We start from the raw sequence: 11,593 nt of genomic DNA on the forward strand, positions 1-11,593 counted from the left end.
GGGGGTTGCCGTTCGGCTCGAGTTTTGGGGCTGGCCCCGCTTTTACGTTCGGCCTCATGGAACGAGAACAGCGAGAGATGACCCGGGCCGGTCGGTTAGTGACCGCCGTGGGGATGCTGGGTGTCGCGGCGGTTGTGGTTGCCTGGCTTTCCCCAGGTGGGCTGGGCAAGGTCGGCGCGGTTGAGGTTACGGGCGGGGCATCGGTTTCTGTGTACCGTTCGGTGACCGGGACGGTGGTGGACGCACCGTCATGGCTGGGCACGGTCCTGGAAGCAGTCGGCGAGGGCACTCTGGTGATCCTCGGGGTGTTGCTGGCATGGAGGTGGTGGGCCGGGATCCGCCGCCACGACGCACGCCGGGCCGCGGGAGCCGTGTTGACCGGCGCCGGCACCGCGGCGGCCTATGCGGTCAGTGAAGCGGTGAAGCTGGTGGTGGACGAGGAGCGGCCTTGCCGTGCCTTGCGTCCGGGGATCGACGTGATTGCGGAATGCCCTGGTACGGGGGACTGGTCGTTCCCGAGCAATCACGCCACCTTGGCCGCCGGACTGGCTGTCGGGCTGGCCATGTTGTGGCCGCGCCTGGCCGCGGTCGCGCTGCCGCTGGCCGGGGTGGCGGCGCTGTTGCGTGTCCTGGTGGGGGTGCACTACCCGCACGATGTGCTCGCCGGTGGGATTCTCGGCGGCGCAGTGGTGACGGCTGTGCTGCTCGTGTTCTTGCCACTTGCTGAGCGGGCGGTGTCACGGTTGGGGAGGCGCTGGCGGAGTGACGATTCCGGCCTCGTGAGCCACGACCGCGGCAGCAGCTCGGTTGTCCACGCCGAGGCGCGCGAGGATGGAACTCACATGGGCTTTGACCGTTCCCTCCACCACGTGCAGCCGTCGGGCGATCTGCCCGTTGGACAGTCCGCTGCCGAGGAAGGCGAGTACTTCCCGTTCGCGAGCGGTGAGGGAGTGGACTCGGTCGCGGGCAGCGGCGCGCCGGCCGGCGAGGGTGCCCGCGCCGGTCGCCGCGAGGTGCGCGACGACTCGGGCCGCGACTTTCGGTGACAGGTAGGCGGCGCCTTCGGCGACTGCCCGGACCCCTGTGATCAGTTCTTCGGGCTCGCCCGACTTGATCAGGAAGCCGGCTGCGCCACCGCCGAGTGCCTGGAGGATGTAGTCGTCCTCACCGAACGTCGTCAGGATGATGACGCTGGTGGCTGGCACCGTGCTCCGGATTTCGGCCGCAGCCTCGATGCCGTTGATCCCCGGCATGCGGATGTCGAGTATGGCCACGGCAGGGCGGTGGCGCCGAACGAGTTCCACGGCGTCGTGCCCGTCGACGGCTTCGGCGACGACGTCGATGTCCGGATCGGTGGAGAGAACGGCCCGTACTCCCGCGCGGATCATCGCTTCGTCGTCGGCGACCAGGACCCGGATCATCGGACGCTCATGAGGTGAGGGCGTCCAGGGACACCAGTGTGTTGTCCCGGAAGCAGAGCCGGTAGGCGTCTCCGGAACGATCGTCGAAGCGGTCGGCCGTCATGGCGTAGTACTCGCACGTCGTGCCGTGTCCTCTCGGTTCCGGGGCCTGGGGTCGGTAGGGCGTCTGACGGTTGGGGAGGAGAGGCTCCACCTCGGAGCGATCCTGCCCCACGCGCAGGCGTGCGTAGTCGCCCGGTTCCAGGACCGACTGCGATGCCGACAGCATTTCCCAGCCAGTCAGGGCTCCGCTCAACAAGGCGCCTGTCAACAGGGGCAGCATGACCGTGGCAACCAGGGCCCGGCGGACGCGGCGCCGGGCCTGGCGATGTTCTGGCAGCGGTTCGCTGCCCGGGGGTGAGGCCGTGGCGGTGGTGGGCGGGGGGAGCTGTGGCGGGGGAGCGTGCGGAATGCGCGCGACGGCCGCGAAGCCGCCGTCGCGCGGGCCGTACTCGAAGGAGCCGCCGGCCAACCGCACACGTTCGTCGAGGCCGATGAGGCCACGCCCCCCGCTCATCGGTCGGACAGTGGGCGTGAATGACGGTGGGCCGTTCTCCACCACCACCTTTGTCTCGGTGGGCGTGTGCGTCACGTGGACGGTCGCTTTCGCGCCGGGCGCGTGCTTGGCGATGTTGGTCAGTGCCTCCTGTACGACGCGGTGAGCAGCTCGTTCGACCACCGTGGGGAGGCCGTCCGCCTCGCCGTCGACGTGCAGTTCGACCACGAGCCCGGACACGGACGCCTCGGCGGCCAGATGCGCGAGGCTGGACGCGGACGGTCGTGTCGGCGCGTCTTCGGTCTCCTCACGCAGGACACCGATGACTTCTCCGAGACGCTCCACCGCAGCCGCCGCTCTGGTTCTGATCTCCCCTGCGGCCCGTCGATGGTGTTCTTCGAGCCCGGGCGCGAGTTTCAGAGCGCCGGCCGACAGCGCTATGAGGCTGAGGTCGTGGCCGAGTACGTCATGCATGTCCTGGGCGATGCGGGCCCGCTCGCGCAGCCGGGCTTGGTCGGCGATCAGCCGCTGTTCACGGTGCAGTTGCTCGGCCCGTTCCCATCCGGCCCGGACGAGTTCCTGGTACTGCCGCCAGAAGCGGCCTGCGAACCAGGGGATCATCGTGGCGATCACCACGACCGCCACGAACCGGCTTCCCCGTGGTAGCCAGCCAGGTACGACGGACAGCGCCACCACACCGAGCGAGACAAGCGCGCCCAGAGCGAGCGCCGTCGATCGGGTCCGTCCGGGCCGTCGTCCCGCCAGGAACGCGGCGGCCGCAGCAGGGAGTGCCCACCACAGGCTCACCATGCTCAGACCGGCGGACACCACCGCGGCCGCTGTCAGAAGGCTCCCTGGATCCGGATTCCGCCGGAAAACAGCCGCCCCAGCCTCCGCCCCGGCCTTGATCACCGTACTGTCCACGGAGGCGACGGTACGGACATCGGAGGCCGCTCGACACTGCCGAAAGTCCAATCCTGCCTACTGCCTTACACCTCGTCACTGAGGGCGTTGACCATGAGACGCGTCGCTCCATGGTCACGTAGCGTTCCGTGCATGACAAAGCGGCGGGTGGTGCTCAGTGGGTCGGAGTTCGAGGAGCGGATCGGGTATGCCCGGGCCGTGGTCGACGGGGACTGGGTGCATGTGTCGGGAACGACGGGGTTCGACTACGGGACGATGACCATCTCGGACGACGTGGTGGAGCAGGCCGAGCAGTGTCTGCGGAACATAGGTGCCGCGTTGGCGGAGGCGGGGTGCAGCTTTGCCGATGTGGTGCGGGTGCGGTATCTGCTGCCCGAGCGGGAGGACTTCGAGCCGTGCTGGCCGGTGCTGCACCGGTGTTTCGGGGAGGTGCGGCCGGCGGCCACGATGATGGTGTGCGGGCTCGCGGATCCTCGTATGAAGATCGAGATCGAGGTGTACGCGCGGCGCGGGCCGGTTTCCGGGGTGCGGATCGAGGCCGTGCAGGGCGAGGCCATGCTCGAGGAGTGGCGGCATGTGCACAACGTGATCGTGCCGCCGGCCGCGCTCTCTCTCGATGAGGTGCGGGAGCGCAGCGGGCGCTATCGGCTGGAGAACGCGTACGTCGGTGATGTGCTCGTGGGGTGTTCGACCGTGCGGCCGCCGGAGGGGGAGACGGGGGTGGTGACCGTGATCGCGCGGGTGCTGCCCGAGTGGCGGGGGCGCGGGATCGGGACGTTGCTCTACGAGAACGGGCTGGCGCACGCGCGCGTGCTGGGTGCCGATGCGGTCGAGACGTGCGTACTGGCGGTCAATGAGGACGGGTTGCGGTTCGCGGGGGCCCGTGGGTTCGTCGAGGTCGAGCGGTATGTGCTGGACGGTGAGCGGGACGAGTGGGTCGATCTTCGACTGTCGGTCACCGGGTGTTAGCGGTGGGTTGTCGTCCGGTTTCCGCCGCACAACGATTCCTGCAATCTTGCGGGAACCAGGTGTGGGCTGCATCACGTTCGAGTTGAATGATTGCAAGTGAGCGAAGCGACGTGCCGTACGTGCGGACGCAGCCTGCAGGGGGTCCAGGTGAGTGCTTCCCGGCGTAGTGGGACCACGGACGAACTGGGACCGGACGAGCCCGGGCCGGACGGCCCGGACGGCCCGGAGGGTTCGGGTGGTTCGGATCTGCTTGCCGCCCTGCTGGACGGCATGGACGCGGCGCTGTGCGCTTTCGACGCCGACGGGGTCGTGACGCACTGGAACCGCGAGGCCGAGCGGATTCTCGGGTGGTCGGCGGAGGAGGCCGTCGGGCGGCAGGGCTTCGCCGGGTGGGCGGTGCGCAACGCCGACGCCGAGGAGGTCGAGGAGCGGCTGATGTCCGCCATGGACGCGCCCGGCCGCCAGGTGCACGAGTTCGCGCTGCTGACGAAGGACGGCGGCCGCGTGCTCGTGCGGACGCAGTCCGCGGCCGTCCGGGGGCCGGACGGGAAGCCGGCGGGGGTGTACTGCGCGTTCAGTGAGGTGCACGCGCAGATCGATCTGGAGCGGTCCATCGCGCTGAGCGAGGCCCTGTTCGAGGATGCGAGCTGGGGTGTGGTCCTCGTCGACGCCGATCTGCGGCCGGCGGTGGTGAACGCGCATGCGGCACGTGCGCTGGGCACGGGGCGTACGTCCGTGCTGGGACGGCCGCTCGGTGAGCTGCTCGCGCAGGGTGTGGAGGAGCTGGAGAGCGCCTTCACGCACGTCCTGGCGGAGGGTGCGCCGCCGGCGCCCGCCGAGATCTGGGTGAGCGTGCGCACGCCGGAGGGCGACAAGCGGCGCTGCTGGCGCAGTGGGTTTCTGCGGCTGGCCTCGCCGCTCGCGGAGGAGCCGGTGCCACTCGGGGTGGGCTGGTTGTTCCAGGACGTGACGGAGGCCAAGCAGGGTGAGCAGGAGGCGGCGTTGCTGCGGTTCCGCAGCAATCAGCTGCACCGGGCCGCCCGTGCGGCGGCCGAGTGCGAGGATCCGGCGGAGGCGGCGACCGTCCACCTCGATTTCGCGCTGGCCGGTTTCGCCGACCATGCGTTGATCGACCGGGTGGCGGGAGGTGCGCTGTCCGACACGGAGCCCGCGGGGCAGGTACGGCTCGTGCGGGTGGCCGCCACGCCGTCGGGTGCGCCGGGGCCGAGCCTGCCGACCGGTGCGGCGGGGTTGCCGGTGCGGTACGCCGAGGGGCATCCGGCGTTGCAGTGTGTGGAGCGGATCGGCACGGTGCGGGCCAGTGTCGGCAGTGTGGCGGCCGAGCAGGCGCGCGCGTGGGCGGTGTCCCGGCAGTGGCCGGCCGATGCGGTGCACGCGTTGTGCGCGGTGTTGCGCAGCCGGGCGCGGACGCTGGGTGTCGTGACGTTCCTGCGGGGGAGCGGGCGGAGCGCGTTCGAGCGGTCGGACACGGCGTACGCCGAGGATGTCGCCGTGCGGATCGCGACGGCGCTGGACCTGGCGGGGCTGCTGCCGCCGGACAGGGACTGAAGCGCTCCGTCGGAAGTCCGGTACGCCACCTGCGGGTGCGTCGTGGCTGGTCGCTCCCACACTCTCGGCTTCTCCCCACGCTCGGCTTCGCTCGCGCGGGGGGACCCCCATGAGCGGGGGGACCCCCATCGCGGCGGAGCCGCATGTCGATACAGCCCCGCGCCCCTTTGGGGCGCTTCAGTGCCGGTAGAAGATCCGGTCCCCGTACTGTTCCAGCACGCGGGTGTTCCAGTCGTGGCCGCCGTCGACGTTGCCGGAGCGCAGCAGCGGGGGGTCGATGCCACGGTCGGCGAGGGTGCCGGCTGCCGTGGCCATGACGGCCTGGAGGAGGGCTGTGGTCACGACGGTGGAGGCGGGGGCGAAGGGGGCGGGGATGGTGTCGAGGGTGAGTTCGGCGTCGCCGACCGCGATCTTCGAGTCCAGCACGATGTCGCAGTGGTCCTTCAGGTAGGTGCCGGACGCGTGGCGGGACGTCGTCTGGGCGGTGTAGGCCACGGAGGTCACGCCGATGACCTTTGCGCCGAGGGTGCGGGCGTGCATCGCCATCTCCACGGGGAGGGCGTTGCGGCCGGACAGGGAGATGATCACCAGGGCGTCGCCGGCGCGGAGGGGGGAGGTGTCGAGGACGGCGGTGGCGAGGCCGTCGACGCGCTCGAGGGCGGAGCCGAGGGTGGCGGGCATGACGTCGACGCCGACGACTCCGGGTACGGCCAGCAGGTTCATCAGGGCGAGTCCGCCGGCCCGGTAGACGATGTCCTGGGCGGCGAGGGAGGAGTGCCCGGCGCCGAAGGCGAAGAGGCGGCCGCCGGCGGCGACGGTGTCGGCGAGGAGTGTGCCGGCGGCCGCGATCGGCTCGGCCTCCTCGTCGCGGATGCGGTGCAGCAGGCCGATCGCGGCGTCGAGGTACTGGTCGGCCAGCTTGCTGTCGCCCATGCGAGCTCCTTCGCTGCGCTGCTGTGCGTGCCGGTGTCGCGGATCACGGTGCGGTCTGGACCAGTGGGATGTCAATACGGGGGTGACGGCGGCGTCGACGGTGTGCTTACGGCCGTCGCATACCAGCATGTAACCGTCTGGTTTCAACGGCGCGGCACGGTTGTCGGTGGTATCCGGCAGAATTGAAGCCAGGGCCAGCGCACGCGCCGGAGAGCCGTCGAGCCTTCGGCAGATCTCATCGAGGGGCACGTATGTCCGGACTGATCGACACCACGGAGATGTATCTCCGCACCATCCTCGAGCTCGAGGAGGAAGGCGTGGTCCCCATGCGCGCCCGGATCGCCGAGCGGCTCGACCAGAGCGGGCCGACGGTGAGCCAGACGGTGGCGCGGATGGAGCGCGACGGTCTGGTGTCCGTGGCCAGCGACCGGCACCTGGAGTTCACCGACGAGGGCCGCCGGCTGGCGACCCGTGTGATGCGCAAGCACCGGCTCGCCGAGTGTCTGCTCGTCGACGTGATCGGCCTGGAGTGGGAGCAGGTGCACGCGGAGGCCTGTCGCTGGGAGCATGTGATGAGCGAGGCGGTGGAGCGCCGGGTGCTCGAGCTGCTGCGCCACCCCACCGAGTCGCCGTACGGCAACCCGATCCCGGGCCTGGAGGAGCTGGGCGAGAAGGACGGCGCCGACCCGTTCCTGGACGAGGGGATGGTGTCGCTGGCCGACCTCGACCCGGGCGTGGAGGGCAAGACCGTGGTCGTCCGCCGGATCGGCGAGCCGATCCAGACGGACGCGCAGCTGATGTACACGCTGCGCCGGGCGGGTGTGCAGCCCGGTTCGGTGGTGAGCGTGACGGAGTCGGCCGGCGGTGTGCTGGTGGGCAGCGGCGGCGAGGCTGCCGAACTGGAGTCGGACGTCGCCTCCCACGTCTTCGTCGCCAAGCGCTGAGCGGCAACCGTTCAACTCCCGGGAATTTGCGGGGAGTTGAGAGTCCTTGCGCCGTCGATCTCGTCGAATCCGGGTCTCCCTGTGCCGAATTGCAGCGCACGGGCGTTCCGCGTGCGAGGCTGTCGCGTGAGGCGTATGGCCGGAGGGGGCGGGTGGATGTGCCGGAGCCGAGTGGAGAGCCCCGGCGCCGTGCGGCGCCGGGGCCTGTCCTCCCCTGTGCTGACCCGGAGCCCCGAGCTCTCAGGGTCATTCCTCACGGACCGGTTTCCCCGAGCGGTCCGCCCCCCCGCAGAACATCTCCCCTCGACGGCGGGGATCATTCCTTGAGCGGCGTCACTCGAAGGAGGGGTGTTGCTCGCAGAAAGCCCATTCTCGAAAAGCTATTCGATAGTCTTCGGGTGTGGGCGAGGCCCACAGGGGGGCAAGGGCGGCGCGAGTCGCGAGTAGTGCGGTAGTACAGGCAGTACCGGTGGGACAGGCAGGCACGGGCGGTACCTACGACGGCAGGCAGGCCGAGCGAAGCTTGGGGGGTGCCAGCATCAATGGCGCGACGCATCGACGTGACCGGGGCGGGCGGCGTACGACTCGCGGCCTGGGAGTTCGGCGACCCGCCCAAAGCGGACCCGGACCGGGCCAGGGAGGACCTCGATCCGGCCGGGACCGATCCCGATCCGGCCCCATCCGACGGCGACCCCTCACCAGGAGTGCTCTTACTCCACGGACTGATGGCCCGCGCCTCGCACTGGGCCTCCACCGCCCGCTGGCTCTCCGAACGCCATCGTGCCGTCGCACTCGACCAGCGCGGCCACGGCCAGAGCGACAAGTCCCCGCAGGTCTCCTTCACCCGTGAGGCGTACGTCGAGGACGCCGAGGCCGCGCTCGAACAGCTCGGTCTCACCTCGGCCGTCCTCATCGGCCACGCCATGGGCGCCCTGACCGCCTGGCAGCTGGCCGCCAAACGCCCCGACCTGGTGCGCGGACTGATCATCTGCGACATGCGGGCCTCCGCGCTGGGCGCGGCCTCGCAGCGTGAGTGGGCCGCCTGGTTCAAGGCCTGGCCCGTGCCCTTCGCCACCCTCGCCGACGTCCGCAAGTGGTTCGGCGAGGACGACCCCTGGGTGGAGCGGCCGAACCCGGCCCGCGGCGAGTTCTACGCCGAGGTGATGCACGAGTCGCCCGACGGCTGGCGGCCCGTCTTCGAACCCGACCAGATGCTGAAGTCCCGCGAGACCTGGGTCTACGACGCGCACTGGGAGGAGCTCGCCCAGGTCCAGTGCCCCGCCCTGGTCGTCCGCGGCCTGGACGGCGAGCTCGGCCGGGCCGAGGCGCAGGAGATGGTCCGCGTCCTGCCCCGCGGCGAGTACGCGGAGGTGGCCGACGCCGGCCACCTCGTGCACTACGACCAGCCGGACGCATGGCGCGCAGCGATCGAGCCGTTCCTGGACGACGTACTCGGCACCTGACGCGCACAGTGCTCGCCTGGGGGTGCCCGGCGTCGGGCACTCCCGGTCCGTCACCCCTTGCTGACCGCCGTCAGGATCTCCGGCAGCCGTTCTGCCGTGCGCGGCGCCGCCAGGCGTAGCCCCAGATACGCGATCGCCGCCCCGTAGGCGGTGCCCACCGGCAGCAGCAGCCAGCTCCACGCGTCCCCGCCCGCGCTGGTGTTGATCCAGATCGTCACGGCGATGACAGGGGCGCACAGCAGGGCGGCGGCCACCATCCCGCCGAAGACCGCGATCCAGGCGAGCCCGGCCTGCCCGGGGGCGACGTTCTTGTAGCCCTCCTGCGGGATGGAGTACGGGAAGCGCGCCGACGTCCAGGCGCCGGTCGCCAGCATCGCGCCGAGCAGGGCGAAGGACAGCCCCAGCACCTCGGGCAGCCTGGCCCAGTCGCCGAGCATCGCCGTCGTCAGGACGGTGACGAGCGCGGCGTACGGAAGCGTGATCACCAGCAGGGCGAGGGCCCGCGCGCGCAGTTCGACGTAGGCGTCACGCGTCGAGGAGATGGTCATCGCCACCATCCAGAACGCGGACGCGTCCTGGCCGAACTGGTTGTACATCTGGATGCCGAGCATGCCGGCGGCGAAGCAGGCGAAGTAGATGGAGCCGGTGCCCTGCAACGCGTTGAACACCGGCACGATCAGCCCGATGGCCAGCGAGGTAACCCAGGCCGCCTTGGTCTTGGGGTCGCGCCACACATAGCGCAGGCTGCGCTCCATGGCCGTGCCGGTACGTCCGGCGGGCAGCAGCCGGGCGAGGCCCGTCGACGGCCGGTCGCGGACGGTGGTGTCGTCGGAGGCCTGGAGGGTGGACCCGTCCGGTGAGGTCATCAGCCGGGTCAGATGCCGCGCCCACATCGCCAGCAGTGCCGCCAACGCCAGGACAGACAGCGCGAGTTGGGCTGCCGCGATCCCGTACGAGCCCTCGCTGACCGCGTCCACCGCCCCGATCGCCGAGGCGGGTGGCACCCAGCGCAGCACGTCGGCCGCCGGGGCGAGCTGTCCGAGCCCGGATGAACCCAGGCGCTGTGCCCCGAAGTTGACGACCTGTGCCCCGACCGCGATGACCAGCCCGCTCAGCACCGCCAGATCGCGGCCCTTGCGGCTGGTCAGCAGCCGGATGTTGGCGGTGGCGACGGCCCGCGCGAGGGCCACGCACACCAGCAGCGCCAGCCCGACGGCGACCACACCGACGACGTACGCCGCCGCCCCTCGCGCCACGGCGATCACCGAACCGGCGAACAGACACACCGTGAACAGCGGCCCGATCCCCACCAGCGAGGCCGCGAGCAGCGCCCGCACCAGCGGCCGGGGCCGCAGCGGCAGCATCACCAGCCGGGTCGGGTCGAGGGTCTCGTCGCCGCCCGGGAAGAACAGCGGCATCACCGCCCAGCCCAGCGCCAGCACCGCCACCAGCAGGACGACCACTGCGTCGGCGTGCGCGTTGCCGCGCAGCAGGACCAGGCCGAGCAGTTGCAGCGCGGCGAAGAGCAGCGTGACGACCGCCGAAGCGATGTAGGCGGCGCGTCGGCCGGCGGACTGCCGGAGCCCGTTGCGCAGCAAGGACAGTTTCAGCTGGACCAGAGTGCCGGTGACGGTGCTCATCGCGTGCCGCCGCCGAGCCAGTCGAGGTCGGAGCCGGCGTCGCGGACGCCCGCGCCGACGAGTTCGAGGAAGGCCTGCTGGAGGGTGGCGGCATCGCCGCGGACCTCGGCGAGCGGCCCATGGGCACGGATCCGCCCGGCGGCCATGACGGCCACCCAGTCGCACAGCGACTCCACGAGCTCCATCACATGCGAGGAGAAGACGACGGTGGCGCCGGAGGCCGTGTACCGCTCCAGCACGCCCCGGATGGTCTGCGCGGACACCGGGTCGACGCCCTCGAACGGCTCGTCGAGGAAGAGCACTTCGGGATTGTGCAGCAGCGCGGACGCCAGCCCGATCTTCTTACGCATACCGGTCGAGTAGTCGACGACCAGCTTGTGCTGGGCGCCCGCCAGATCGAGGACGTCCAGCAGCTGGGTGGCCCGCTTGTCGACCTCGGCGCCGGGCAGTCCGCGCAGCCTGCCCGTGTACGCCAGGAGTTCCCGCCCCGACAGCCGCTCGAACAGCCGCAGCCCCTCGGGCAGCACCCCGATCCGGGCCTTCACCTCCACCGGGTCCCGCCACACGTCGTGCCCCACGACCTCGACGCTCCCCTGATCGGGCCGCAGCAGCCCGGTCACCATCGACAGCGTGGTGGTCTTCCCGGCCCCGTTGGGCCCGACAAGCCCGATGAACCGCCCCGCGGGCAGCTCCAGATCGATCCCCCCGACAGCAACCTGCTCCCCGAACCGCTTCCAGAGCCCCCGTACTCGAACTGCATCTGAGGTCATGCATGCACCCTACGGCGGTGTAGCGCACCCAAGGGGCGCAGGGAACTGCGCGACAAGCCACCACGAACTCGCAGCCGCCACCCGGCATGAACCAGGCAGCTCCTCAGGCGAACCCCTACCGATCCCTACCGCACGCATAGGCCAACGGCGAGACCAACTCCTCCGCATCCGGCAACCACCGATTCGCGGCCGTAGGCCGGCAGGCCCACTGCACGGCCCCCCGCGACCCGAACCGTGTAGGCGGCGCAGCCACCCACGCCCCCTCGCCCAACGCCACGAGATCGAGCGAGGAAACCGACCACCCCAGCTTGCGCACCAGGTCCGGAACCTTCACCGACGCACCCGGCAGCACAAAGAACTGCATCCGCCGGTCCGGCGTCAACGTCACCGGCCCGAGCGTCAGCTCCATCCGCTCCATCCGGGCC

Annotated in this window: 10 protein-coding genes and 1 pseudogene; 5 read left to right on the forward strand and 6 right to left on the reverse strand. The window is 70.8% G+C overall.

Annotated elements, in window-relative coordinates; all coding sequences use genetic code 11:
* Positions 1-56 precede the first annotated feature (56 nt).
* Positions 57-779, forward strand: a pseudogene (locus tag ACTWQJ_RS08265) (phosphatase PAP2 family protein); the annotation flags it as partial.
* Here ACTWQJ_RS08265 and ACTWQJ_RS08270 read toward each other — a convergent pair.
* The gene (locus tag ACTWQJ_RS08270) at positions 738-1,421 is read right to left on the reverse strand and encodes a response regulator (protein ID WP_443305971.1); all 684 of its coding nucleotides are present in this window, start codon (positions 1,419-1,421) and stop codon (positions 738-740) included. The pseudogene ACTWQJ_RS08265 and the gene ACTWQJ_RS08270 overlap by 42 nt on opposite strands.
* Positions 1,422-1,428: 7 nt before the next feature.
* Positions 1,429-2,766 carry a sensor histidine kinase gene (locus tag ACTWQJ_RS08275; RefSeq protein ID WP_443305979.1) on the reverse strand — a complete coding sequence of 446 codons (1,338 nt, stop codon included), beginning with the start codon at positions 2,764-2,766 and terminating at the stop codon, positions 1,429-1,431.
* 246 nt (positions 2,767-3,012) lie between these two features.
* On the opposite strand from ACTWQJ_RS08275, the gene ACTWQJ_RS08280 reads away from it, so the two are divergent.
* On the forward strand, positions 3,013-3,849 hold the full coding sequence (locus ACTWQJ_RS08280; protein WP_443305972.1) for a GNAT family N-acetyltransferase: 837 nt from the start codon (positions 3,013-3,015) through the stop codon (positions 3,847-3,849).
* A gap of 147 nt (positions 3,850-3,996) precedes the next feature.
* Positions 3,997-5,418 (forward strand): PAS domain-containing protein, encoded by a 1,422-nt coding sequence (locus tag ACTWQJ_RS08285; protein WP_443305973.1) that lies wholly within the window; start codon positions 3,997-3,999, stop codon positions 5,416-5,418.
* 177 nt (positions 5,419-5,595) lie between these two features.
* Here ACTWQJ_RS08285 and ACTWQJ_RS08290 read toward each other — a convergent pair whose 3' ends face one another.
* Positions 5,596-6,351, reverse strand: a complete 756-nt coding sequence (locus ACTWQJ_RS08290; protein ID WP_443305974.1) for an SIS domain-containing protein — start codon at positions 6,349-6,351, stop codon at positions 5,596-5,598.
* A gap of 251 nt (positions 6,352-6,602) precedes the next feature.
* Here ACTWQJ_RS08290 and ACTWQJ_RS08295 point away from each other — a divergent pair, with 251 nt between their 5' ends.
* Both ACTWQJ_RS08295 and ACTWQJ_RS08300 read left to right on the forward strand, forming a co-directional pair.
* A complete protein-coding gene (locus ACTWQJ_RS08295) occupies positions 6,603-7,295 on the forward strand; it encodes a metal-dependent transcriptional regulator (RefSeq protein ID WP_385265434.1) in 693 nt (230 codons plus the stop codon).
* A gap of 542 nt (positions 7,296-7,837) precedes the next feature.
* On the forward strand, positions 7,838-8,758 hold the full coding sequence (locus ACTWQJ_RS08300) for an alpha/beta fold hydrolase (RefSeq protein ID WP_443305975.1): 921 nt from the start codon (positions 7,838-7,840) through the stop codon (positions 8,756-8,758).
* Between the two features lie 50 nt (positions 8,759-8,808).
* Here the strand turns inward: ACTWQJ_RS08300 and ACTWQJ_RS08305 are convergent, their stop codons facing one another.
* The 3 genes from ACTWQJ_RS08305 to ACTWQJ_RS08315 form a co-directional block, all read right to left on the reverse strand.
* Entirely contained in the window at positions 8,809-10,398 is a 1,590-nt protein-coding gene (locus tag ACTWQJ_RS08305; protein WP_443305976.1) for a transporter, read from the reverse strand.
* Positions 10,395-11,168, reverse strand: a complete 774-nt coding sequence (locus tag ACTWQJ_RS08310; protein ID WP_443305977.1) for an ABC transporter ATP-binding protein — start codon at positions 11,166-11,168, stop codon at positions 10,395-10,397. The genes ACTWQJ_RS08305 and ACTWQJ_RS08310 overlap by 4 nt, the downstream gene beginning before the upstream one ends.
* Positions 11,169-11,283: 115 nt before the next feature.
* Positions 11,284-11,593 (reverse strand): bifunctional DNA primase/polymerase (locus ACTWQJ_RS08315; RefSeq protein WP_443305978.1); only part of this gene is annotated, 310 nt, incomplete at its 5' end.

The organism is Streptomyces sp. KR55 (assembly GCF_052245645.1).
Taxonomy (GTDB): Bacteria; Actinomycetota; Actinomycetes; order Streptomycetales; family Streptomycetaceae; genus Streptomyces; species Streptomyces flavusporus.

Bases quoted from the DNA above. Each gene is read 5' to 3' on its own strand.
- ACTWQJ_RS08270 (WP_443305971.1), bottom strand. From the start codon at position 1,421: ATGATCCGGGTCCTGGTCGCCGACGACGAAGCGATGATCCGCGCGGGA.
- ACTWQJ_RS08275 (WP_443305979.1), bottom strand. From the start codon at position 2,766: ATGGTGAGCCTGTGGTGGGCACTCCCTGCTGCGGCCGCCGCGTTCCTG.
- ACTWQJ_RS08280 (WP_443305972.1), top strand. From the start codon at position 3,013: ATGACAAAGCGGCGGGTGGTGCTCAGTGGGTCGGAGTTCGAGGAGCGG.
- ACTWQJ_RS08290 (WP_443305974.1), bottom strand. From the start codon at position 6,351: ATGGGCGACAGCAAGCTGGCCGACCAGTACCTCGACGCCGCGATCGGC.
- ACTWQJ_RS08295 (WP_385265434.1), top strand. From the start codon at position 6,603: ATGTCCGGACTGATCGACACCACGGAGATGTATCTCCGCACCATCCTC.
- ACTWQJ_RS08300 (WP_443305975.1), top strand. From the start codon at position 7,838: ATGGCGCGACGCATCGACGTGACCGGGGCGGGCGGCGTACGACTCGCG.
- ACTWQJ_RS08305 (WP_443305976.1), bottom strand. From the start codon at position 10,398: ATGAGCACCGTCACCGGCACTCTGGTCCAGCTGAAACTGTCCTTGCTG.
- ACTWQJ_RS08310 (WP_443305977.1), bottom strand. From the start codon at position 11,168: ATGACCTCAGATGCAGTTCGAGTACGGGGGCTCTGGAAGCGGTTCGGG.